The following is a 21,807-nucleotide window of genomic DNA, read 5'->3' as shown; positions in this document are numbered from 1 at the left end:
AGCTGTTAAAAGCCTTAGTTTCATGCAGGAATATCAAATAGAATTAAGTAATATTTATTTTATCAATAGAATAAGGATTAATATACATTAAAATCTTATTATTGAGAGGTTGTTTTTATTGTTATGAGACATTCAACAACAAATGAAAATGCGAATAATCAGTTCTAGCGGATTTCTTTCATAATTACTGCTTATTTTTTTATTCTTCTGCATCAACTGCTTATTAAATTTATTTTAGTTATAAATATTAGTGTTCAAACTAAATTTTCGTTCAGCGGCTATCTTTGATACAATCTCGCGCCTGTTTTAGAGGAGAGCTAAATGAAATTACTGTATTGGTTAGATGAGTGGTTAACCAACTCACGCTCAGAGCAACAAGCAAGACTTCCAATGACTGGAAGCGATTTACTTGACGATGTCTTTGTTAAGTATGAGTTTATTGACTTGGATAAGCCATTACTGTTTACGTTTTCTCCTGCTGGAACTAACCTAAAAGAACAAGACCTTCATGATGACTTTGCACCGTGGGGTTATCACTTGGCGCAAAAGCAAGAAGTGAATATCATTGCCTTTCAACATTTAGGTCAAAGTAATTGGTTCCGTAGTCGCAATTTAATCTTCTTCCTCGAACAATTATCAACATTACTCGAACCGTTTAAAAACCGATTGGGTTATGGGTTAAGTCGTGGTGGTTTTGCCGTTGGTGCTTTTGCCGATGTGTTGCAACTTGACCAAGTACTGCTGTTTCACCCTGTGAGCACTAAAAACCAGAATATAGCGCCGTGGGATGACAGATCAAGCACAGAGATAGCACAACAGTTTGATTGGGAAGGGGATTACCACGATCTTAATTTAGGCAAAGCGAAAGGTTATATCATTTATGATCCGACTAACCGCATTGATCGCCTGCACGCAAAACGTTATCCAGAATTGACACATTTACGTGTGTTTGGCATGGGGCACGGTACTCATGCAACGTATTTGAATAAGTTTGGTTTTTATAAGCAAGTGGCGGTTGATTTTATGCGTCACCAACAAATCGATATTGCTCAGTTCCGTCAGCAGACTAAAACATTGCGTTTTAAAGAAGATTATTACAAGCGCCTTAATAAAGCCAATTCAAGCTCTGAGCATCGTCTAGGCTTATTGAGTAAAGCACACAACATTGTCCTTGGTGAGAAAGAAGCGCACGTACAAGAGCATCAAGCTCAAATAGATGTACAACCTTTAATTGATATCGCAATGAAGCATCAAGATGAACACCCACAAGATGCGATCCAACTGTTAGAAATGGCGCAGTTATTAGTGCCTGATGACCCAATGGTTGAGCATAAATTAAGACAGCTAGCCTAGCGCTTGTTGCTGAGAATTAGTGCTTGTGCCGATAACTGAATAAAAACGCCTCATCTTGAATGGGGTGTTTTTGTATATGTGTTTTAATGATATTTCACTAAGGCATTTCATTCTTTATATAGACCTATTACTATAAAGATTAAGTCCATTAAATAAGAAGTAATCGAATATGTCTCTTCCTCCTTGCCCTGCATGCCATTCAGAATTTGTTTATCCAGATCAAAACCATCTCATTTGTCCTGAGTGTGCCCATGAATGGAACCCTGAAGAAGTTCTTATGGAAGAGATGGTGAGCGTAAAAGACGCGAACGGAACCTTGTTAGAAGAAGGCGATAAAGTTACGGTTGCTAAAGATCTCAAAGTAAAAGGCAGCTCTTTAGTGATTAAAGTCGGCACAAAAGCTGTTATTAAACGTATCGTTGATGGAAAAGATCATCAGTTAGATTGTAAAGTCGATGGCGTTGGTGAAATGATGGTCACTGCTCAATTTGTTAAAAAAGCTTAACTATTATGAATGATGATCGAGAAGTCATTGAGATTTTACGACAGCGTATTCCATCGTTCGAATGCACAAAAGGGTGTCACGATTGTTGTGGACCAGTCACGGCATCAGCAGAAGAAATGCGACGTTTGCCTGTTAAAACAGACGCTGAACATGAAGCCGCACTAGAAGCGTATAATTGTGTGCACTTAGGTCCGTATGGATGCACTGTATATGAAGAGCGTCCACTGATCTGCCGCTTGTTTGGTACAACACCACGTATGGCCTGTCCAAATGGATGTAAACCTGAGCAAATGATAGATGAGAATATCGAAAAATTAGTGCATCACTTTAATAGAAGTACACGGCAAGTGTTGGTTTGAATACAATAAAGACCCAGATATTAATACCTTACTGCCATAGTATAATTGTCCAATTTTGAGTCGCATAAATCATGTGCATTTTTTATAAATTTAGAGTGACAAAATGGTAAATCTTGAGCAAAATGCGTCACGATAATTTATAGTTGAGTGTTATTGAATAATGGATATCCAACGTATTAATCCAAGTGAAAAATGGTCTGATGTAACGGTGTTTAATAAGATGGCGCATTTTGTTGAAGTGCCAGCTGATGAAACCGCAGATATGCTAGGTCAGGTAGAGCAAGTGTTTGCTCAAGCAGAAGCGATGCTTGCAAGCGTAAATAGTGATAAATCACGTCTTGTTTCAGTCACTATCTATGTTACTGATTTTGCAAATCTAAGCATTTTAAATGACGCATGGATTAAGTGGTTACCTGAAGGCTGCGCACCAAGCCGAGCTTGCTTAAAAGTAGAGTTAGCCGATCCTGATTATTTAGTTGAAATTGCTTTTGTCGCTGCGGTGAAATAACAAGACGATTTGTATTAAAATAAAGCTCGATAGACAATGGTTTATCGAGCTTTTTTATTTTAAATGCTATGCAAGGAGAGCAGCAGATGAATAATGTATTTGAAGATATTCCAACCTCAGTCCCTTCTGAGATATTTGAAGAGATAGTGACAACTCAGAATCTTCGTATTGAGCGTGTTTTATCTTATGGACAGAGTTCGCCAGAGCAAGGGTGGTATGATCAGGATGAAAATGAGTGGGTCGTGGTGTTATCTGGTTTTGGTGTCATAGAGTTTGAAGATGGCCGTGAAGTACACTTAAAGAAAGGCGATTACCTTAATATTAAAGCGCACGAAAAACACAAGGTTAAAGCGACATCTTTAAAAGAAGTAACGGTTTGGTTAGCTATTTTTTATGTTTGAGTAATAGATATGGATAAAGCACGAATTTCTGGTTTATTGGCTTCATTTTTTACGTTAATAGGACTTATTGCTCTATTATCCACAGGTTCGCATTTTCCTGTTTATCAATGGCCTTATGAGGCTTTTCAGGGATTGGTTTTTGCGTTAGCTTGGGGATTTGGTTTTTCTGTAGGGATCAGTTATTTGGTGTCTACCGTCTTTGTTTTATTGTTGCTTATTATCGCTTTTATAGCAGGATCTAAGGTATCTCGATGTGTATTAAAATGACTGAAAAAGAAAAAATGCTTGCAGGTTTACCTTACGATGCTTGGGATGACGTTTTGCTCAGTGAAAGGATGAGAGCGAAGGCAATATGCCATCAATTTAACTTGGCTGATCCAACCAAGCTAGATGAAAGAGCTGAGATTTTAAAAGCTCTGCTTTGTATAAAAGATCACGTAAATATAGAACCGAATTTCTTTTGTGATTATGGCTATAACATTGAGCTAGGGAGTAATTTTTATTCTAACCATAATTTGACAATATTAGATGTGTGTAAGGTGACGATTGGTGATAATGTTCTGTTTGGTCCGAATGTTATGATATCTACGGCAACGCATCCGTTAGATCCTATTGAGCGTCTAAGTACTGAGTATGGCTCTCCAATCACTATTGGCAATAATGTTTGGCTTGGAGGTAATGTATCAATATTACCAGGGGTTACTATTGGGGATAACTGCGTGATTGGAGCGGGGAGTGTGGTTACGCGTGATATACCAGAGAGCAGTGTTGCCGTTGGGAATCCATGTCGCGTAACAAAATCAATATAAGTGAATTTACGCATTAAAAAGAGCAAGTTGAATTAATAGTACATATCACTTTTTACTTATAGTTATGTGTACTTTTGTATAAATGTAGATAAATAACCAATGCCGGGTTCTCCGTTTTGTTCTGCTTTCCAACATTGGTAAATAGCAGTCTCGTGGTCTGCGATTAGCTGGAAGACTTCAGTATGGTCTTCTGCTTCTAGAGCCCACTCACGATATTTTTTTTCGTATGGCTTGACCCAATCGGTGAGTGTATCTACAAGCTCATTCCAAGGCAGAGTAAGCCAGCGTTTTGCATCAATAATGCCTTTATCGATCATTAAAGGGTCGTGGCGTTCAAACGGTATTTGAAGCTTGTGTAGGCTGATCTCAAGTAGATCTGCCGTTACTATCTCAACTTGAGTCAAGGCTAACCACAGTGGGTGAGATGTTTTATCAGTATAGTTATCTGCAAAATAAGTAAAAAATGAAATACCATAGATTTCACCTTTGTATGCACTATGTATACGTTTTTTCATCAAGAGCCTTCTTTATTTTTATCCAAAGAGTTTACGTAATCAAAAGAGTGTAAATAAGCCGTTATGGACAGTTTTTTTAGTAGTGAGATTATACTCTCCAATTCAACGTTTTTCTTCTTTATGACCTTACTTCTTACTGGAGTTTTACATATCCCTTTGTGGTGTGGCAAAAACCTATCTAAAGTGCAATGGAAAAAAGTCGATTATCTTTGGCCGCTTGTTGCTGGCATAGGATTGATGGGAACCGTCTCTGAAGTCAGATCAAGAGTAGCCAGTGATTGGGCAGAGACAGAGCATACTCGTGCGGTACTGAGCCTTGAATCCATCAATAAGTATACCTCTAATCAGCTAGAGAGTTTCTTATGTACGAATGAGAAAGGCGTGGATGAGGGGGTTGAGTCGCAACAATCTTGTGCTTGGTTTTTAGAATCAACACTGTATTTACGTTCGATGAATTTTAATGAGCTTCCTAATATTACGTTTGATAGCTTACCAAAAATTACTTTTAGCTCGGGGCTAATTGAATCTAATATCATGTACTTAGAAGGTATGTTTGATAACTACCAGAGTCAAAAGCATGTGTATGAAACTACGATGCTAGAAACCAAAAAACATCCATTGGAAGAAGCTTTTTGGTATTTAAGCCCTTATTTGATTTGTATTGCGATTTCAGTTCGCGTAACTAAAGTCTCTGCAGAATTAAAAATGGAAAAGCAAAATAGTTAGCAGTTGTTAAGTCGTTCTGGTCTGTCCAGTTGTTACTTGGTTCACACTATGACGAATGGATAATGGCATTCCCTTAATTAAGCAGTATTTTTACTAGATGTAGATAATAATTCTAATTAAATATACATAGGGAAATGTAATGCTTAATGAAAAAACAACAGGTTTAGAGCTTTTGTCTGGCTTAGAACTGATGCAAGCAATGGTGACTGGTGACTTTCCACATCCATCAATGTCGGAAGTTGTGCCAATGAAAATCACTGTTGCTGAATATGGAAAAGTCATTTTTGAAGCGATGGCGGATGAGCGTCATTTAAATCCTCTTGGTGGTGTGCATGGCGGTTTCTTTGCAACAGTAATGGACTTAGTAACAGGCTGTGCCGTTCATACCACCTTAGAACCTAATGTAGGTTATGGGACGATCGACTTGCATGTGAAAATGTTGAAGGCAATACCCCAAAACATACTATTGATCGCCGAAAGCCGTGTCATACAGTCAGGTTACTCTTTGGGTATATCAGAAGGAAGCTTGAAAGATAAGCAAGGTAACTTGTATGCGCATGCTACAGCTACCTGTATGATCTATCGAGATAAATAATTTTTCCGCTAGTTGAAAATGTGCCACTTATCAAATTCCATAATGACAATTCAACGTATTATAGATTAAGAACTTAGATAACTGATTTGTTTTTAAAATATTGTCGTAGTAAATGGAGTTTATGATGATTCACACGATTAAGGAAACGGTATTACATTACCCTCAAACGTTGTTAGATAGCTGGAATCAAGGGAGAGTGGATTGGGTCTCCTCCGATTTATTTGTTCCTGCTGAGGTTTATGAAGAGCCCTCATTATATTTTTCTAAGTATTATACGCTAGCTCAATATAACGATAAGGGGTGGTTAGGTACGGCATTTTATGCTCTAGGTAATTGGGAGGTTGAAAACCCAACTTATCACTCAGGACGAGTATTAATAGCTCAATATATAGATCCAATTAAGCTTTCTCTTTTTAAAGGATTACGAACAGGGATTACCTCTGGTGAGCCAGATCTATTTTTATATAAGCCAGATGGAACATTGTTATTCGTTGTGGTTAAACAGGCTGATGAGAGCTTAACCGATGCGCAATTGATCTGTTTATCAAACATTAAATCTGTTTTGGAATGCGATGTGGAAATCGTATCTTTAGTTGAAGAAAGTCATCAATATGCGGCGAAAAGCTATGACATTAAAGTGGTTCAATTTCCTAACCCACTTGGCGTGTAATTTTTAATAGATAGAAAAAGCCCCCTTTTAAATCAAAAAGAGGGGCTTGCTATTATCTAGCGGTTAGCGGTACAAAAATTAACTATTTCCCATGGTGAATTATCCACAATTCCTGGAATTTCAAGTTGAGTCCACCATTGGGCTTGCCATATTTTTCCTTGGTAGTTAACGGTTTCACCTTTGCGGTAAACATCATGAGGTTGCCATTCTGACTTAGGGCATAACGTTAGAGGTTCTGGATCTCTCATCCAATCAATAATTTGTTTGTGATTAACAAATCGAACTTCGGGTTTACTTAATGCGTAAGCTATAAATCGAGTTAGTACATTTTGGCGAGATTTGACCGTTGTTTCTGGCATACCAAAATGTTCTTCTCCATTAAGATAACCATAAAATGCAGAGTGTAATCCAAGTACAAGTGGTGCTCTATTTCCCTGTAAGCGTAGATCTAAGTTATAGCTGTATATGGCAACGACATCATTTTCATTAAGGCCTGCAGCACCCCAGTTCGGTGTTGTGTATAGGTTCCAATCAAAATTATCACCTTTACCTGATAACGGGTCAAAATAACCAACACGGCTTGCTATTTTATCTCTTAGTGAATAGGTTAAACCATATTTTTCTAATAGTTCATCAGGCGGAACAATTAATGTATGAAGGGGGATTTCCCATAAACCGGGGTAATTATTAATTGCAGGCTTCCACCAACCATTCACTGCAGCATTATGAGAGGGACTGCCATTATCTAGAGTAAATGGCCAATAATTATTCAGGCCATTTTGCTCTGGTGTGATCCCTGCGGGGAAACTAACATCATAAGCGCTGTTATTGGCAACAACCGCTTTAAGTGTATTGTCATTGTAGGTCATAAAGGGAGCTCGGAAGCCTGAAACCTGCGTAACTCCAATACCACCATCTTTTTGAGGCTGTTTCAAAAAATCATTACAATCTTTGACTTCTTTTTGCCATTGCTCAGCAGTCATCCAAGGCTGTAGAGGATTGTAGTTTACCTTATCATCAGGATGTGTTTCTGTATGGTTACCTATATTATGTCCATTAGTCACTAATTGGCGCCATAATGTTTTAATGTCTCCATTATCTCTAGCTGGCCCACAATGCATGAAGAAAGATGCAGAGAGAGTTTGATTTGCATATTGGTCATTACCTTTTGGGTTATGATTATTGGATAATTGTTTTATTACCCACTTTAAACCATCTATTTCAAGGTTGTCATCAAAGCCTAAACTAATGAACATCGGTGTATGCGACACTTGAATTGGTGGTAATACTGATGGTGCAACATTGTCGATAGATAATACTTGTGCTTGAGTAAGTGCAGAGCTAAAGATTAAGGTGCTTGTTAAGATTGGTGGAATGAATGACCTTGATTTTTTCACATTACAACTCCCTTTGAATTAAATAAAAAAAGAGTGTAGTAGAGGCGCTTTATAAAACAAAAATGAAGCCAGTAAACTCTAATCGTTAACTTGTTTTTGCGACTCTTTTCAAGAGAATATGTAACAAATTGAATATAGAGTTATTAACATTGCTTGCCTTCAAAAATAAATCAATGAATGGAAAATGATCAATAAATAGACCACACTTATTGATTATAAAAAGTAAAATAAAGGATAGCTGATGAACTTAAGGATGAGGCATTGGTGTATAGGGATGATTTTTACTGGCTATTGCTCAGAGGCTGTGTCGGTTTCTGAATTATGGTTAGATCGCTATGCGTATGACGCCATTCAGCAAGGTTTTAATAAGAAAGACATTTCTGTTTATGATAAGAAACGTGCCAGTATCAATGGCTACCCATTAGCAGCATATACTGACTATCGTGCATTTTTATTTGATATCACCAATAAAACACCACCTCAAGTGAATCAATTCTCAACAGAGTATTCTGACTATCCTTTTTCTGTTTCCATTCGTGCTGATTACCTTAATGCGTTAATCGCATCTAAAAATTGGAAAGCGTTAACTGAGTATCAAATCACGTTACCTCGAGATCAAGATTACCAATGTTGGTATTACACCGCTCATTATCACCAAGGAAATACCGCGTTCGCATTTAAAGGAGCCGAATCACTTTGGTTAAATGGGGAGAGTGTCTCTACTGCTTGTAATGCGTTGTTTTTATATTGGACGCAGTCGGGAGGAAAAACAGATACGGAGATCCTTCAACGTGCACTATTGGCAGTAGAGCGGCGTAATTCACGTCTAATTACTTATTTACGAAAATTAGCATCTAGTGAGCAGAGTAAGGATGTATTGACCGAAATGCTAGAGCTATATCAAAAGCCAAACAAAATGATAATGCGCTTTGAAACCAAAAAAGATAATTCGTTTAATCGTGCTTATGCTCAAACAATGTTTATGCATGTAGCTCGCCATGATGTCGCTAAAGCCTATCCTACGTTTCAGTTTTTAATGGATCATTTTAAGTTTGAAGAGGGAGAGTTTCAACCGGGGTTAGAATTTGCTGCTGTACGATTATTAGAAGCAAAAGATCAAAATGTAATTGAATGGCGAGATCAGGTATTTAAAAACTCACGCAATAAAACAGCATTAGAGCAACGAATCCGATTGGCGATTAGAAAGGCTGACTGGAAAGGTATTCAACATTGGGTCTTGAAGTTACCAGAAGAGAATATAACGTCGTATCGCTGGCAATATTGGTTAGGACGAAGTGAAATTGAATTGGGCGATAAGGCAACGGGAGAGGCGAGATTAAAACGTATATCAGGGGAGCGTCACTTTTATAGTGTGGCAGCAGCAATCAGTCTTAATAGGCAAGTTAAATACCCTATAGCACGGGCTGAAGTAAACAGTGAAAAGTTGTCTATGTATGAATCTGATATAGCTAGAGTACATGAATTGTTAGCACTTGGAAAAGAGGGGGCAGCAAAGAGTCAATGGCGGCATCTAATTAGTCGAACACCAATGAAAGACAAAGCTTTACTTACTACTTATGCGAAACAACAGAAATGGCAGGCTTTTGTCCATGATGCGACATTGGTTGGCCAACTATGGGATTACATTTATTTGCGTTTCCCAGTTCATTATTATGATGTATTTGAGCGCTATGGTAAGAGACATAAAGTAGATGTTATTTCGTTATTGTCATTAACACGGCAAGAGAGTGGCTTTTCTCCGTTCGCTCATTCTCCTGTGGGGGCTTTGGGCTTAATGCAGGTTTTACCAAGTACAGCAACATACATCACAGATAAATATGATATCAGTTATCAGCAAAGAACTGAGCTGTTTAACGTTGAAAAGAACATTGAAATTGGCAGTCGCTATCTTGGTCATTTATTGAATCACTATGATCAAAATAGGATTTTTGCTTACGCTGCGTATAACGCGGGGCCAACGATGGTGTCTGTATGGCGACGACAGTCTAACCCGAATATTGATATCTTTGCGTATATCGAGGGCATTTCATTTAAAGAGACCAGAGTTTATGTGAAAAATATTTTAATGTTTGAAATGTATTATCGAGAAATTATGGGTCGAAAAGGTCCTTTTCTAACACAAGCAGAATCAAACTGGCATCCATAGCGCAGCAGTCAAATTACTAGAAGTGACGCCGTCACCTATTGATGCTATAAGCATCCGGAAAAGAGATGGTTTCTAACTTTATCTGGTCATTATTATTTATATAATGGCGCCAACATTAATCTTTGGAGTTTTTATTATGAGAAGTCGTTTTGACCGAATTCGCCACGCTATTATGTTTGAATTGATAGGTCTTATTCTTATTGTCGGTGTTTTGAGTCAATTTGGTTTTGAAATGGGTCATGTTGGCATTATGGGGGTTGTATTTTCTCTTGTCGCCACTGGATGGAATTATGTTTATAACATCCTATTTGATAAGTACATGATGAGAAAAACAGGCACTACGATTAAATCAACATTAAACCGTGTTGTTCATAGCCTAGGGTTTGAAGGTGGGTTATTGTTTTTAACTATTCCTGCAATGGCATGGTTTTTAAATATTAGTTTATTAGAAGCTTTTATTCTTGATATTGGTCTCGTTGTTTTCTATCTGTTTTATGCGTATGTTTATAATTTAGCTTATGATGAAGCTTTCCCTATTAATGAGATAAAACAAGTCACTCAATAGATAGGGATTCGCTTAACTAAGGAGTGGTTATGAGTTATAAGTTGTCAGATTTTTCAGTTCAAATTCCTATTAACAAAGAACTGTGTGCATTTCAGGATGAAGTAAAAGAACAGCTGTATGACTTTAATCACTCTCGTCCATCTGAACATCAATTAAGGGCAGATGTATTACAATCCATATTAGGTAATTATCAAGGTGTGATTATCGTCCCGCCATTTTATTGCGATATGGGAAAGAATATTCATTTCGAATGTGGTGGTTTTTTAAATTCAGGAGTTAAGATCTTAGATCTTGCTCCTGTTTTTATTGGTGAGTACGTTCAAATTGGACCGAATGTCGTAATAAGTACAGCAGGGCATCCTTTTGATTTAGCTGAGCGAGTGTTACCAATTGCTTCAGCTAACCCAATAAAGATTGGAGATAATGTTTGGATTGGGGCAAATGCTGTGATTCTTGATGGCGTAACAATAGGAGATAGAAGTGTTATTGGTGCAGGCAGTGTAGTAACTAAAGATATCCCACCAGACTGTGTAGCTGTTGGTAATCCTTGCCGAGTTATTAAAACCATCACGCATTCAGAAATGCCAACAGATGAAGAGCTTGACGAAATGTGGGCAGATTTAACATGAGTTTTACTATCAATAAAATACACAATTGAATGATTTGTGAACAATAATATTTATTCGTGATCATAACGTCATATTGCTTTAAAAAAATCTCCTAGAATATATTTATAACCACAAGGAGGTAATTATGGACAGTGTCACTATTGCACTACATCAATTAAATAGAGCAATTGATCTTTATTTTAATGACCGTGATTTTATTAGCACGCTCACTTTAAGTAATTCAGCGCAGGCTATTCTAAGAAAAAAACTGAGTTCACAAAGCCAGGTAAAAGCCTGTGAAGATGTAATTTTCAATAAATCCTTAACTACTTTTCAGCAAAATTCAAAGACAGAACCATGCGTATCCTTTCACTCATTAGAAACTGAACGTGAGTGGGAAGAGAAAGCGACAGAAGTTTTAATGACTTGCTGTGAAAGTGTAATGAAACTTAATTTACCACGCAGTATACAAGTATCGGCATTTGTCAGAGCAAAAAGCAAAATGTTTGTCTGTTCGTAGATAGATGCAAATACACTAACTTACCACGCTGTAAGCCTCGCTGTTTTGCAAAAATATTTTTTTGACCTTGGCGCTTGATTGTAAGTTTAAAGTGCCGTGAACCCCTTTTATAGCTCGTTCTAGGTGGTAAAATTAGCGAATTTAAGTTGTTGATATTAAAGGTTTTGTTTTTATTGAGTTTATTGTACTTACTGGTAGTCTTCTTCTTAACAAGTTTAAGGAGTATTTATGGCTATATATAATGAAATATTTAATTCTGTTGATTTTTCACGTCAAGATTTGAGTCATGCTTATTATGAAGGGTGTAAGTTTTACTTATGTGATTTCTCTAGAGCAAATTTAAGGGATGTTCAATTTGTCGATTGCAGTTTTATTGAACAAGGTGCAATTGAAGGCTGTCATTTTGAATATGCAGATTTACGAGATGCGTCCTTTAAACGTTGCAAGATAGCAATGGCCAATTTTAAAGGCGTAAATGCTTTTGGCGTTGAGTTTAGAGAATGTGACTTAAAAGGGGCAAACTTTACTCAGGCCAGTTTTTCAAATCAAATTAATCACCAAATGTACTTTTGTTCAGCTTACATTACAGGCTGTAATTTATCCTATGTAAACTTTGAACGCTTATGCATTGAAAAGTGTGATTTATTTGAAAATAAATGGAATGGGGCGAATTTACAAGGGGCGTCCTTTAAAGGTTCTGACTTATCTCGAGGTTCGTTTTCTGAAGACGCTTGGGAGCAGTTTAAAATGCAAGACGCCAACTTATGCCATTGTGAATTAGAAGGCTTAGACCCGCGTAAAATAGACGTGACGGGGGTTAAAATTTGTAGTTGGCAACAAGAGCAATTGCTAGAGTCATTAGGATTAGTTGTACTCCCCGAATAAAAAGAGTCTAATAGAAAATCATGAGCTTATTCAGTAGAGCGGAAGCATAAAATGACACAGATATTAACGATTGTTGCAAGAATTGAAGCCCAAGAAGGGAAAGCGGACTTTGTTAAGGCAGAAATGCTTAAGTTACTTGAACCAACACGCAAAGAAGTTGGTTGCATTCAGTATGATTTACATCAAGACAACGATAACCCACATGTATTTGTATTTCATGAACAGTGGGAAAGCGAAGTGCTTTTACAAGATCATTTAAATACGGCTCATATTGCTGAGTATGTAAAAGCGGTAGACGGCTCAATCACTTCATTTGTACTTAATCGTATGACGAAACTTTAATAGACGTTAAGTGATTAGCCATTATTAGGTTACTTAACCCATTTATAAACAAAAAAGCCACTCACGTATTACCATGAGTGGCTTTTTTATGTCTTATGTTATCAGGACTGACTTCTTTAGAAAGAAAGGAAGATGCCTGCAACGGTTGCACTCATCAAGTTTGCTAATGTTGCGGCAAAGATAGCTTTCATGCCTAAGCGTGCAATGTCTGGGCGACGACTTGGTACAACGCCACCTAATCCACCCATTAACATAGCAATAGAGGTTAAGTTTGCGAAGCCACATAAAGCGAAAGTTACAATCGCTTGAGAATGCTCACTTAATTGATCTTTTACAGCCATTAAGTCAGCAAAGGCTACGAATTCATTAATTGCGATTTTTTTACCAATTAAACTTGCTGCGATGGTTGCTTCTGACCATGGAACCCCAATTAGCCATGCAATAGGTGCAAATAGGTAACCAAAGATCAGATCTAGGCTTAAGTTATCAAAACCAACTAATAAACCTACTTTATGTAATCCACCATTAACCAGTGCAATTAAACTGATAATAGCTAATAAGCTTGCGCCAACCGCAAATACAATTTGTAAGCCATTTAATGCACCTTGTGATGCGGCATCTATAATGTTTACTGGTGCATCATCAACGATATCGTCTTCATATTGCTCGGCTTCGTTAATCTCTTCGGTTTGTGGAACCAGAAGTTTTGCCATCATTAGACCAGCAGGAGCAGACATAAAGCTTGCCGCAATTAAGTATCGTAATTCAACACCTAACCCGGCGTAACCTACCATTGTGCCACCAGCAACAGAAGCTAGACCACCAACCATTACAGCAAACAGTTCTGAACGAGACATTTTAGCAAGGAAAGGACGTACAACTAATGGCGCTTCAACCGATCCAACAAAGATATTTGCGGTTGCTGACATTGATTCGGTGCGAGTTGTACCAAGAAAGCGTTGTAATCCGCCACCAATAATTTTAATTACCCAACCCATAATACCTAAGTAATATAAAACAGAGATTAGGGCTGAGAAAAATACAATGGTAGGTAAAACGTTAACGGCAAAAATAAAGCCTAACTTGTATTGAGCAAGATCACCAAAAAGGAATTCGGTACCAACTCGACCATAAGCAATAATGTCTGAAACAGCCATAGAGATACTATTAAGGATAGTTTGGCCAATTGGTACGTAGAGGATGAACCCAGCGAACAATAACTGAATTAAGAACGCGCCTAATACAGTGCGCCATTTGATGGCTTGTCGGTTTTCTGAAAAAAGAAACGCAATCGCGAATAGGCAAACAATGCCTAAAATACTGACCAAAAAGTTCAAGGTCAAACTCCAAAAGTATTTAGTTGATGATTGCGGGGGTATTTTAGTCAAAAATAAAAGTGTGACAAGGATCAAAATGTTATTGGATCCACATAGCAATAACAAAAATAAGGTTATTTGTTTATACTTTCATCAATAAACGGTCATTTGAGAACTTTATCACATATAAGAGAGTCAGTTGTTACTATATGGGATAATGGGGCGATTTATTAGACCTAACTATCCCTAAATTAGAGTGGTGGTTATATGATTAGATGTTATCAATTTTGTCTGAGTTAATGTGCACTCGAACAAACTCCATAAAAATATGAACTTTTTTCGCTAAGAATTTATGGCGTGGGTAAACGGCATAAAGTGGCATGGATTGATTTAATTCCCAATCAGGTAAAAGTTGAACTAGCTTTCCATTACGCAGTTCATCAGAGAGAAGATAAGTGGCAATATAACCAATGCCATTACCTGACACGGTCGCATTACGAATCGCATCGGCCGAATCAATACGATAATTCCCCGATACTTTTATTTGTAGATTCTCATCACCTTTATGGAAACCCCAGACATTATCTTTACGTTCACGACTCATATAGGTTAGACAATTGTGCTTTTTAAGATCGTAAGGGTGATAAGGGATCCCATGCTTGGCAAGATAAGAGGGATTTGCAACGAGCACAAAGTGACAATCAATCAGATGCCTTGCGACAAATCCTTCTGGAGGGGAATCCATTACACCTATCCATAAGTCTAATTGCTCTGCAATCACATCGATCTTATGATCAAATAAAGTTATCTCTATATTAAGCTGTGGATAGCGCTGATGCAGCTCTGATAAATAAGGCAAAATGTGGTTGGTTGCAAAAGACTGTGCGATACCAACACGCAATTTACCATTTAGCGTGTCGATATTAGAAAGCAGTTCATTTTCAGCTTCGTTAATTTCATCGGCAATATTGGCACAATGCACCGCGAAGGACTGCCCAGCTTCGGTAAGCGAAAAAGATCGAGTCGTGCGTTGTACTAACTGAACACCTAAGCGCTCTTCAAGAAGTTGAATTTGTAAGCTTACTTGTGTTCTAGATATATCGAGAAGCTGAGCGGCCTTAGTAAAGCTTTTTTGTTGTGTGAGCGCATTAAACACGATCATTTGTTTGGCTTGCTTTAACATAGGCTTCTCTATTGGTAACTTTAACAGGAAAAAGAACGCTTCTATTGTAATAGAGCGATGGAATTGAATAAAGTGAGTTGTGTCTTTGTTTTTAGCTATCTATTGAAGAGGCATCGTTTTTTCGTGATAGAGTTTAGAAACAAAGACGGCGGGTAAGGATATTAAAATGCTATTTCCATATAAGAATATTGTAATTTTAACGGGAGCTGGGATCTCTGCAGAGTCAGGGATTCAAACGTTTCGTGCCAGTGATGGTTTATGGGAAAATCATCGAATTGAAGATGTTGCGACTCCAGAAGGTTTTTTAAAAGATCCTGACCTAGTTCAAAGTTTCTATAATAAACGTCGTGCTCTGTTAAAAAGTGATGATATTCAGCCTAATGCGGCTCATAAGGCGTTAGCTAAACTTGAGAATGAACTTGATGGTACGGTGACGATTGTGACTCAAAACATCGATAATTTACACGAACGTGGTGGCAGTTTAAATGTGATCCACATGCATGGCGAGTTAAATAAAATTCGTTGTGAAGAATCAAATCAAGTGATTGTATGCACTGATGATATACATACTGGCGATTTATGCCATTGTTGTCAGATCCCTGCGCAGTTGCGTCCTCATGTGGTTTGGTTCGGTGAGATGCCATTAGAGATGGGACGAATTCATGATGCATTAAATCGCGCTGATTTGTTTATTTCTATTGGTACTTCTGGCTCAGTGTACCCAGCTGCGGGTTTTGTTCATGAAGCAAGATTACATGGCGCTCATACCATTGAGATTAACTTAGAGCCAAGCGCTGTTGACGATGAATTTGAAGAGAAACGCTATGGAAAGGCTGGTGTGTTAGTTCCTGAGTTAGTCTCAGAGTTGTTAGAGAGTGAGATTAATAAAACTTAATAATTAAAAAAGCCAATGAATCGTATAATTCACTGGCTTTTTATTCGGTTACTTCAATCTTGATGAAGCTAAGTAGAGTTATATTACATATCTACTTTTAGACGTTGGAAGTATTCGTCGTATAGCGCGCTTGCTTCACCGACTTCATCTTGCCATTCGCCTGAATCCATTACTTCTTGTGGTGGGAAGATATTTGGATCATTCGCAAACTCTTTTGGAAGAAGAGGGTATGCTGATTTAACAGGTGTTGGGTAACCAATTTCTAGTGCGATTTTAGCTGCATTTTCAGGACGTAATAAGAAATCCATCATTTCATGCGCTGCGTCTACATTTTTTGCGCCAGCAGGAATAGCTAGGCTGTCCATCCAGAAAATTGCGCCTTTATCTGGCCATACGATTTGAATGTTGGCACCTTCTTCACGTGCCATATAAGCTGAACCGTTCCAAAGCATACCAACACTTGTTTCGCCGGCTAAGTACGGGTTTGCAGGGAAGTCTGAGTTAAATACCAAGATGTTTGGCAGTAATTTTTTCAACTCTTCGTAAGCGGCTTTGATTTCATCAGGATTAGTTGTATTTGCTGAGTAGCCAAGCTTTGTTAATGCAATATGGAAAACTTCGCGTGAATCATCCATCATCATTAACTGGCCTTGCCATTTTTCATCCCAGAAGTCATTCCAAGAGTGAAGTTCATTCGGGTTCATCATATCGGCATTAATACCAATACCTGTTGCGCCCCAGATGTATGGGATAGAGTAGTTGTTGTTTGGATCAAAAGACTTATTGAGGTAGTTTGGATCTAAATCTTTAAAATGAGGAAGTTTAGATTTATCAATCTTTTGTAGCATGCCTTCTTTGCGCATTTTAGATACAAAGTAGGTAGAAGGAACAACTAGGTCGTATCCAGAACCTTGAGTTTTTAACTTAGCGTACATGCTTTCGTTAGACTCATAAGTTGAGTAATAAACTTTGATACCGGTTTCTTTTGTGAAGTCTTCAAGCACTTCATTAGGAATATATTCTGACCAGTTATAAAAATAGAGCTCCTTATCTGCAGCTTGTGCATTACCAGCGATTAAGGCTGCAGCGCACAGTCCTGTAGAGACGAGAGTTGTCCACTTTTTCATTTCCTTCTCCTATTAAGATGAAAGGTGTTCCATTAATTAGCTGTACAGTATAACCATTTTTAAGAATTACTTCATTGCTTTATAAAACAATATCTTGGTTTATACCAATCTACATAAGTATTTGATCATTCTTGCTTGTTAAAATCGATTATATCTGCGTTATACCTTTCTATTGCAAAAATCAGGTGTAATTAGAACCACTAGTTACTGTAATTTATGCCTTGCTCTAATCGATTTTTCCTACGCAATTATCTGAACAACTACTTATCCAGAATGGTATTAAATCAATTAATATTGATAAATCAGTTAGTTGAAAACCTATAGCACAGATACAAAAATGGCAGCGATAAACGCTGCCATTAGTTAAGGTCAGTAAAGGGTTAGGTTACTGTCCGGCTTTCAGTTTTAAGAAGTACTCTTCGTATTTCACTGTCATGTCGCCAACAGCTGATTGCCATTCAACACGGTCAAGATCTTCTTGAGACGGGAACAGTGGAGCAATATCTTTAAATTTGTCATTTGATGCTTTAACAGCAGTCAAGTAGCCTGTATCTTTAGAAATACGCTCTGCAATTTCAGGACGAAGTAAGAAGTCGATCATTTTATGAGATGCTTCTACGTTTTTAGCGCCAGATGGAATTGCAAAGTTATCAACCCAACCGATACCGCCTTCTTTAGGGAAGATCAGTTTAATTGGTAAACCTTCAGCTTGTGCAGCCGCTGCAGAACCATTCCAAAGCATACCAAGACCCACTTCACCAGCCATGTATGGTGCTGCAGGGTTATCTGAGTTAAATACTAATACGTTTGGCATTAGTTTTTGTAGCTCAGCGTAAGCTTCGTCGATTTCTTTTGGATTTGTTGAGTTACCTGAGTAACCTAATTTGCGTAATGCAATGTGGAATACTTCACGAGTATCATCCATTAACATTAATTGACCTTCAAACTCTGGGTTCCAAAGATCAGCCCAGCTATTGAAGTCATCTGGGTTGTACATTTCTGTGTTTACAGCAAGACCTGTGATCGCCACTACGTGTGGAATAGAGTATTCATTTTTAGGATCAAATGGCTTGTCTAAGTAGTTTGTGTCCAATTGAGCAAAGTTTGATAGCTTTGACTTATCAATTGGTTGAAGCATTTTTTCGTCGCGCATTTTTGCAACGAAATAAGTCGAAGGAACAACAAGATCGTAGCCTTGGTTGTGCGCCTTCATTTTTGCGTATAACGTTTCGTTCGACTCATAAGTCGAGTAGATAACCTTAATGCCAGTCTCTTTAGTAAATTCTTCTAAAATATCACTGTTGATGTATGGTCCCCAGTTCATGAATACCAATTCATCATTTTCTTTTGCGTTAGCAACATTCATTGTTAGTGCTAAAGCACAGGCGGTTCCAGTAAAAAACGCAGCCATTTTGTTCATTGATTGACTCTCCATTAGAGTGATAAAAAAGAAGACATGTCGAACAAAAGGCATGTCTTCCAGATTCTATTGTTTATCTAAACAATAGTTTTTTAAAAAATTGAAATTTACTTTATTTTTTCTCTTGCTAACAGTTGTGATAGAACAACCAAAGCAAGTGAAACAATTAACATAACAGTAGCTAGAGCATTAACCTCAGGTGAAATACCCACTTTAACCATTGAGTAAATCTTCAGTGGTAAAATTTCGTAAGTTGGACCCGTTACAAATGAACTGATGATCACATCGTCCAGTGATAGGGTAAAACTCAATAACCAGCCAGCCGCTACAGCAGGTTTTGCTAGTGGAAGAATAATTTGCTTCAAAATTACCCATTCACTTGCGCCTAAATCTCGTGCTGCTTCTAACATTTTCACATCAAAGCCTTTTAAGCGGCTATATACTGTTACTACCACGAATGGTAAACAGAAAGTGATGTGAGCAATTAATAGTGTTAAAAAGCCAAGTTCAAAACCGATTACTAAGAAAATAGCCAATAATGAAATTGCCATTACGATATCAGGTGACATCATTACTACAAATAATAGTCCATTAACGAATTTTTTGCCTTTAAACTGATAACGAAAAAGGGCAACTGCCGTTAAACTGCCAATAATGGTTGCAGCGGTACCTGAAATTACTGCGATAGTAATTGAGTGCCAAGCTGCTTGCATTAAACTGTCATTACTGACTAGAGCTTCATACCATTTTGTAGTGAAGCCGCCCCATTTCATACCAAATTTACTTGCGTTGAATGAGTTTGCAATCAGAACAATGATTGGAAGGTATAAGAAAAGATATACCAAACTCATAAAACTAAATCTTATTGTGCGTCCCATTAGTCTAGATCCGCCTTTTTATTTAATAACTTGCCTGCACGGTAGTAAGCGTAGAGCATTAATGCCATTGCTAAGGTGAGGGCGATACTGGTTGCTGCACCAAATGGCCAATCACGAGCGTTTAATACTTGGCTCTTAATTACGTTACCGATTAGTAGGTTTTTCGCACCGCCTAACAGGTCGGAAATATAGAACATACCAAGTGCTGGAAGTAATACTAATAAACAACCACCAATGATACCTGGCATCGTTAATGGCAATACAATCTTCCATAGTGTTTGAAGTTTGTTTGCACCTAGATCACGAGCCGCTTCCAAGTAAGTACCGTCAAGTTTTTCAATCGCTGAATACAGTGGCAAAATCATGAAAGGTAATAATATGTATACCAAACCAATCATTACTGCGCTTTCTGTGTACATAATACGTAATGGTTTATCTATGATATCCATCGCGATTAAGCTTTTATTTAAAATACCTTGAGTACCTAACACAATTTTTAAACCATAAGTACGGATTAATGAGTTAGTCCAAAAAGGAACAATAATTAAAAACAGCATAAATGGACGCCATCTTTCAGGCATTTTCGCAACGATGTAGGCGAATGGATAACCCACAACCAAACAAATTAACGTTGCAACAATGGCCATATAAAATGAATGCCAAAGCACTTTTGCGTATAGCGGATCAAAAAGACGCAGATAGTTATCCATCGTAAACGTCATTTCGATTAAATTTGCTTCATCACGAGTTAAGAAGCTCGTACCGATGATCATTACATTTGGAATGAAAACGAACAGCAGTAACCAACTAACAATAACCGTGATGATGATATTTTGGAGATTAAACTTCTTGTTCATCTGCTAACACCACTTCCCAGCTTTCAACCCAAGTAATTGCTACTTTTTGACCTAAAGAGTGATCAACATCTGGATCATCTTCATTAAAGAACTCACTGATCATTACACGCATACCTGAATCTAATTCAAGTACAGAGTCTAAAGTCATGCCTTTATATGTGCGCTCACGAACATATCCAGTAATGCCTTTGTTATCAGACTCTTTGATTTCTTCTAGGCGTAAATCTTCAGGACGAAGTAATACCTTCACTTTATCGCCAGGTGCAACATCAAGGTCACAGTAAACGACAGCGGATGTATCTTCGATCTCTGCTCTAATACGTTTTTCATCAAGGCGCTCTAGCACGGTGGCAGCGAACACGTTGATTTCACCAATGAAGCGAGCAACAAATAAGTTCTTTGGTTCTTCGTAAATTTCACGAGGAGTGCCGTCTTGTTCAATAACACCATCACGCATTACGATAATACGGTCAGACATTGAAAGAGCTTCTTCTTGGTCGTGAGTTACAAAGATAAAAGTAATGCCCAATTGACGTTGTAATTGTTTAAGCTCAATTTGCATTTGTTTACGTAATTTGTAATCAAGTGCAGACAAAGATTCATCTAAAAGAAGAACTTTAGGCTTATTAACCACTGCACGAGCAATAGCGATACGTTGTTGTTGGCCACCAGATAACTGATGAGGTTTACGATTTGCCATTTGTGCTAAACGAACCATTTGCAACGCTTCTGTTACGCGAGGTTCAATTTCATTATTTGGCACGTTTTGCATACGCAAACCAAAAGCAACGTTTTCAAATACCGTCATGTGTGGGAATAGGGCGTAGCTTTGGAATACGGTATTCACATGCCTCTGTTCAGCGGGTATTGACGTTACATCTGTCGAATCCAGTAAAATTGTTCCAGCATCAGCAGTTTCAAAACCTGCAATCATGCGTAACACTGTGGTTTTACCACAACCTGATGGTCCAAGAATGGTTAAAAATTCGCCGTGATTAACATCTAAATCGAAATTAGAGATCACTTCTTTGCCATCAAAACTTTTTGAAATGCCTGTTAATTTAATAACGGCTTCTTTTTCGGATTGTTGTGTAACGTTCAATGTCTTTTTATCTCCGCCTTGGGTAGTGATACCGCGCTTAGTATTATGGATGTAAGATGGGATTTCGGGCGCATGATAGACCCCAAGTTACGATATGAAAAGTG

General features: G+C 37.8%; 27 protein-coding genes. 18 read left to right on the top strand and 9 right to left on the bottom strand.

Annotation, left to right across the window (positions count from 1 at the left end; genetic code table 11):
- Positions 1-321 precede the first annotated feature (321 nt).
- The 7 genes from PVK70_RS08380 to PVK70_RS08350 all read left to right on the top strand — a co-directional run bounded on the left by PVK70_RS08380 (position 322) and on the right by PVK70_RS08350 (position 3,935).
- Positions 322-1,353 carry a cytosolic protein gene (locus PVK70_RS08380; protein ID WP_130044519.1) on the top strand — a complete coding sequence of 344 codons (1,032 nt, stop codon included), beginning with the start codon at positions 322-324 and terminating at the stop codon, positions 1,351-1,353.
- A 169-nt stretch (positions 1,354-1,522) separates the two neighbouring features.
- Positions 1,523-1,858 carry a zinc ribbon domain-containing protein YjdM gene (locus PVK70_RS08375; protein ID WP_130044518.1) on the top strand — a complete coding sequence of 112 codons (336 nt, stop codon included), beginning with the start codon at positions 1,523-1,525 and terminating at the stop codon, positions 1,856-1,858.
- Between the two features lie 5 nt (positions 1,859-1,863).
- Positions 1,864-2,217, top strand: a complete 354-nt coding sequence (locus tag PVK70_RS08370) for a YkgJ family cysteine cluster protein (protein WP_130047383.1) — start codon at positions 1,864-1,866, stop codon at positions 2,215-2,217.
- Positions 2,218-2,377: 160 nt separating this feature from the next.
- Entirely contained in the window at positions 2,378-2,725 is a 348-nt protein-coding gene (locus PVK70_RS08365; protein WP_130047382.1) for a RidA family protein, read from the top strand.
- 86 nt (positions 2,726-2,811) lie between these two features.
- A complete protein-coding gene (locus PVK70_RS08360; protein WP_130047381.1) occupies positions 2,812-3,126 on the top strand; it encodes a cupin domain-containing protein in 315 nt (104 codons plus the stop codon).
- Positions 3,127-3,135: 9 nt separating this feature from the next.
- A complete protein-coding gene (locus tag PVK70_RS08355) occupies positions 3,136-3,393 on the top strand; it encodes a hypothetical protein (RefSeq protein ID WP_130047380.1) in 258 nt (85 codons plus the stop codon).
- Positions 3,390-3,935, top strand: coding sequence for a sugar O-acetyltransferase (locus PVK70_RS08350; protein WP_130047390.1), 546 nt, complete (start codon positions 3,390-3,392; stop codon positions 3,933-3,935). The genes PVK70_RS08355 and PVK70_RS08350 overlap by 4 nt, the downstream gene beginning before the upstream one ends.
- A 62-nt stretch (positions 3,936-3,997) precedes the next feature.
- Here PVK70_RS08350 and PVK70_RS08345 read toward each other — a convergent pair whose 3' ends face one another.
- Complete coding sequence (locus PVK70_RS08345) at positions 3,998-4,450, bottom strand: hypothetical protein (protein WP_130047379.1); 453 nt, start codon at positions 4,448-4,450, stop codon at positions 3,998-4,000.
- A gap of 63 nt (positions 4,451-4,513) precedes the next feature.
- Here PVK70_RS08345 and PVK70_RS08340 point away from each other — a divergent pair, with 63 nt between their 5' ends.
- The 3 genes from PVK70_RS08340 to PVK70_RS08330 all read left to right on the top strand — a co-directional run bounded on the left by PVK70_RS08340 (position 4,514) and on the right by PVK70_RS08330 (position 6,441).
- Positions 4,514-5,176: a hypothetical protein gene (locus tag PVK70_RS08340; RefSeq protein ID WP_165367137.1), complete on the top strand. Its 663-nt coding sequence runs from the start codon at positions 4,514-4,516 to the stop codon at positions 5,174-5,176.
- A 139-nt stretch (positions 5,177-5,315) separates the two neighbouring features.
- Positions 5,316-5,771, top strand: a complete 456-nt coding sequence (locus PVK70_RS08335; RefSeq protein WP_130047377.1) for a PaaI family thioesterase — start codon at positions 5,316-5,318, stop codon at positions 5,769-5,771.
- A gap of 121 nt (positions 5,772-5,892) precedes the next feature.
- Positions 5,893-6,441 (top strand): VRR-NUC domain-containing protein, encoded by a 549-nt coding sequence (locus PVK70_RS08330; RefSeq protein WP_242504748.1) that lies wholly within the window; start codon positions 5,893-5,895, stop codon positions 6,439-6,441.
- Positions 6,442-6,497: 56 nt separating this feature from the next.
- Here PVK70_RS08330 and PVK70_RS08325 read toward each other — a convergent pair whose 3' ends face one another.
- Positions 6,498-7,817 (bottom strand): polysaccharide deacetylase family protein, encoded by a 1,320-nt coding sequence (locus PVK70_RS08325; protein ID WP_422836529.1) that lies wholly within the window; start codon positions 7,815-7,817, stop codon positions 6,498-6,500.
- A 262-nt stretch (positions 7,818-8,079) separates the two neighbouring features.
- On the opposite strand from PVK70_RS08325, the gene PVK70_RS08320 reads away from it, so the two are divergent.
- From PVK70_RS08320 to PVK70_RS08295, 6 genes are all read left to right on the top strand, one after another.
- The gene (locus PVK70_RS08320; protein WP_130047376.1) at positions 8,080-10,005 is read left to right on the top strand and encodes a transglycosylase SLT domain-containing protein; all 1,926 of its coding nucleotides are present in this window, start codon (positions 8,080-8,082) and stop codon (positions 10,003-10,005) included.
- A 136-nt stretch (positions 10,006-10,141) separates the two neighbouring features.
- Positions 10,142-10,570: a PACE efflux transporter gene (locus tag PVK70_RS08315; RefSeq protein ID WP_130047375.1), complete on the top strand. Its 429-nt coding sequence runs from the start codon at positions 10,142-10,144 to the stop codon at positions 10,568-10,570.
- A 29-nt stretch (positions 10,571-10,599) separates the two neighbouring features.
- Positions 10,600-11,199: a sugar O-acetyltransferase gene (locus PVK70_RS08310; RefSeq protein WP_130047374.1), complete on the top strand. Its 600-nt coding sequence runs from the start codon at positions 10,600-10,602 to the stop codon at positions 11,197-11,199.
- A 124-nt stretch (positions 11,200-11,323) separates the two neighbouring features.
- Entirely contained in the window at positions 11,324-11,698 is a 375-nt protein-coding gene (locus PVK70_RS08305) for a hypothetical protein (RefSeq protein ID WP_130047373.1), read from the top strand.
- 228 nt (positions 11,699-11,926) lie between these two features.
- Complete coding sequence (locus PVK70_RS08300) at positions 11,927-12,583, top strand: Qnr family pentapeptide repeat protein (RefSeq protein WP_130047372.1); 657 nt, start codon at positions 11,927-11,929, stop codon at positions 12,581-12,583.
- A 51-nt stretch (positions 12,584-12,634) separates the two neighbouring features.
- Entirely contained in the window at positions 12,635-12,925 is a 291-nt protein-coding gene (locus PVK70_RS08295; protein ID WP_130044504.1) for a putative quinol monooxygenase, read from the top strand.
- Positions 12,926-13,041: 116 nt separating this feature from the next.
- Here PVK70_RS08295 and PVK70_RS08290 read toward each other — a convergent pair whose 3' ends face one another.
- Both PVK70_RS08290 and PVK70_RS08285 read right to left on the bottom strand, forming a co-directional pair.
- Entirely contained in the window at positions 13,042-14,262 is a 1,221-nt protein-coding gene (locus PVK70_RS08290; RefSeq protein ID WP_130047371.1) for a NupC/NupG family nucleoside CNT transporter, read from the bottom strand.
- A gap of 250 nt (positions 14,263-14,512) precedes the next feature.
- Positions 14,513-15,424, bottom strand: a complete 912-nt coding sequence (locus tag PVK70_RS08285) for a LysR family transcriptional regulator (RefSeq protein WP_130047370.1) — start codon at positions 15,422-15,424, stop codon at positions 14,513-14,515.
- Here PVK70_RS08285 and PVK70_RS19100 point away from each other — a divergent pair.
- Together PVK70_RS19100 and cobB are read left to right on the top strand one after the other, a co-directional pair.
- Positions 15,381-15,491 (top strand): DUF3894 domain-containing protein, encoded by a 111-nt coding sequence (locus PVK70_RS19100; protein WP_165366849.1) that lies wholly within the window; start codon positions 15,381-15,383, stop codon positions 15,489-15,491. The two genes, PVK70_RS08285 and PVK70_RS19100, sit on opposite strands and share 44 nt — an antisense overlap.
- 99 nt (positions 15,492-15,590) lie before the next feature.
- Entirely contained in the window at positions 15,591-16,319 is a 729-nt protein-coding gene (gene cobB / locus PVK70_RS08280) for a Sir2 family NAD+-dependent deacetylase (RefSeq protein WP_130059993.1), read from the top strand.
- 83 nt (positions 16,320-16,402) lie between these two features.
- Here cobB and PVK70_RS08275 read toward each other — a convergent pair whose 3' ends face one another.
- The 5 genes from PVK70_RS08275 to potA form a co-directional block, all read right to left on the bottom strand.
- Positions 16,403-17,446, bottom strand: a complete 1,044-nt coding sequence (locus PVK70_RS08275; RefSeq protein ID WP_130047368.1) for an extracellular solute-binding protein — start codon at positions 17,444-17,446, stop codon at positions 16,403-16,405.
- Between the two features lie 385 nt (positions 17,447-17,831).
- Positions 17,832-18,866 (bottom strand): extracellular solute-binding protein, encoded by a 1,035-nt coding sequence (locus tag PVK70_RS08270; RefSeq protein WP_130047367.1) that lies wholly within the window; start codon positions 18,864-18,866, stop codon positions 17,832-17,834.
- Between the two features lie 107 nt (positions 18,867-18,973).
- On the bottom strand, positions 18,974-19,744 hold the full coding sequence (potC, locus tag PVK70_RS08265) for a spermidine/putrescine ABC transporter permease PotC (RefSeq protein WP_130047366.1): 771 nt from the start codon (positions 19,742-19,744) through the stop codon (positions 18,974-18,976).
- Positions 19,744-20,601 (bottom strand): spermidine/putrescine ABC transporter permease PotB, encoded by an 858-nt coding sequence (gene potB / locus PVK70_RS08260; RefSeq protein ID WP_130047365.1) that lies wholly within the window; start codon positions 20,599-20,601, stop codon positions 19,744-19,746. Before potB ends, potC begins: the two co-directional genes overlap by 1 nt.
- Positions 20,585-21,703 carry a spermidine/putrescine ABC transporter ATP-binding protein PotA gene (gene potA / locus PVK70_RS08255; protein WP_130047364.1) on the bottom strand — a complete coding sequence of 373 codons (1,119 nt, stop codon included), beginning with the start codon at positions 21,701-21,703 and terminating at the stop codon, positions 20,585-20,587. The genes potB and potA overlap by 17 nt, the downstream gene beginning before the upstream one ends.
- Between the last annotated feature and the right edge of the window lie 104 nt (positions 21,704-21,807).

Source organism: Aliivibrio sp. A6, from assembly GCF_028765505.1.
In the GTDB taxonomy this organism is placed as follows: domain Bacteria; phylum Pseudomonadota; class Gammaproteobacteria; order Enterobacterales; family Vibrionaceae; genus Aliivibrio; species Aliivibrio finisterrensis_A.
The sequence above is the reverse complement of the archived record's forward strand: the minus strand, read 5'-3'. Positions and strand labels throughout refer to the sequence as shown.

Excerpts from the sequence above, each read along its gene's own strand:
- PVK70_RS08375 (WP_130044518.1), top strand. The coding sequence starts at position 1,523 with ATGTCTCTTCCTCCTTGCCCTGCATGCCATTCAGAATTTGTTTATCCA.
- PVK70_RS08285 (WP_130047370.1), bottom strand. The coding sequence starts at position 15,424 with ATGTTAAAGCAAGCCAAACAAATGATCGTGTTTAATGCGCTCACACAA.
- PVK70_RS08295 (WP_130044504.1), top strand. The coding sequence starts at position 12,635 with ATGACACAGATATTAACGATTGTTGCAAGAATTGAAGCCCAAGAAGGG.
- PVK70_RS08350 (WP_130047390.1), top strand. The coding sequence starts at position 3,390 with ATGACTGAAAAAGAAAAAATGCTTGCAGGTTTACCTTACGATGCTTGG.
- PVK70_RS08320 (WP_130047376.1), top strand. The coding sequence starts at position 8,080 with ATGAACTTAAGGATGAGGCATTGGTGTATAGGGATGATTTTTACTGGC.
- PVK70_RS08270 (WP_130047367.1), bottom strand. The coding sequence starts at position 18,866 with ATGAACAAAATGGCTGCGTTTTTTACTGGAACCGCCTGTGCTTTAGCA.
- PVK70_RS08340 (WP_165367137.1), top strand. The coding sequence starts at position 4,514 with ATGGACAGTTTTTTTAGTAGTGAGATTATACTCTCCAATTCAACGTTT.
- PVK70_RS08365 (WP_130047382.1), top strand. The coding sequence starts at position 2,378 with ATGGATATCCAACGTATTAATCCAAGTGAAAAATGGTCTGATGTAACG.
- PVK70_RS08370 (WP_130047383.1), top strand. The coding sequence starts at position 1,864 with ATGAATGATGATCGAGAAGTCATTGAGATTTTACGACAGCGTATTCCA.
- PVK70_RS08360 (WP_130047381.1), top strand. The coding sequence starts at position 2,812 with ATGAATAATGTATTTGAAGATATTCCAACCTCAGTCCCTTCTGAGATA.
- PVK70_RS08315 (WP_130047375.1), top strand. The coding sequence starts at position 10,142 with ATGAGAAGTCGTTTTGACCGAATTCGCCACGCTATTATGTTTGAATTG.
- PVK70_RS08330 (WP_242504748.1), top strand. The coding sequence starts at position 5,893 with ATGATGATTCACACGATTAAGGAAACGGTATTACATTACCCTCAAACG.
- PVK70_RS08380 (WP_130044519.1), top strand. The coding sequence starts at position 322 with ATGAAATTACTGTATTGGTTAGATGAGTGGTTAACCAACTCACGCTCA.
- PVK70_RS08275 (WP_130047368.1), bottom strand. The coding sequence starts at position 17,446 with ATGAAAAAGTGGACAACTCTCGTCTCTACAGGACTGTGCGCTGCAGCC.
- PVK70_RS08355 (WP_130047380.1), top strand. The coding sequence starts at position 3,136 with ATGGATAAAGCACGAATTTCTGGTTTATTGGCTTCATTTTTTACGTTA.
- cobB (WP_130059993.1), top strand. The coding sequence starts at position 15,591 with ATGCTATTTCCATATAAGAATATTGTAATTTTAACGGGAGCTGGGATC.
- PVK70_RS08305 (WP_130047373.1), top strand. The coding sequence starts at position 11,324 with ATGGACAGTGTCACTATTGCACTACATCAATTAAATAGAGCAATTGAT.
- PVK70_RS08310 (WP_130047374.1), top strand. The coding sequence starts at position 10,600 with ATGAGTTATAAGTTGTCAGATTTTTCAGTTCAAATTCCTATTAACAAA.
- PVK70_RS08345 (WP_130047379.1), bottom strand. The coding sequence starts at position 4,450 with ATGAAAAAACGTATACATAGTGCATACAAAGGTGAAATCTATGGTATT.
- PVK70_RS08300 (WP_130047372.1), top strand. The coding sequence starts at position 11,927 with ATGGCTATATATAATGAAATATTTAATTCTGTTGATTTTTCACGTCAA.
- potB (WP_130047365.1), bottom strand. The coding sequence starts at position 20,601 with ATGAACAAGAAGTTTAATCTCCAAAATATCATCATCACGGTTATTGTT.
- potC (WP_130047366.1), bottom strand. The coding sequence starts at position 19,744 with ATGGGACGCACAATAAGATTTAGTTTTATGAGTTTGGTATATCTTTTC.
- PVK70_RS08335 (WP_130047377.1), top strand. The coding sequence starts at position 5,316 with ATGCTTAATGAAAAAACAACAGGTTTAGAGCTTTTGTCTGGCTTAGAA.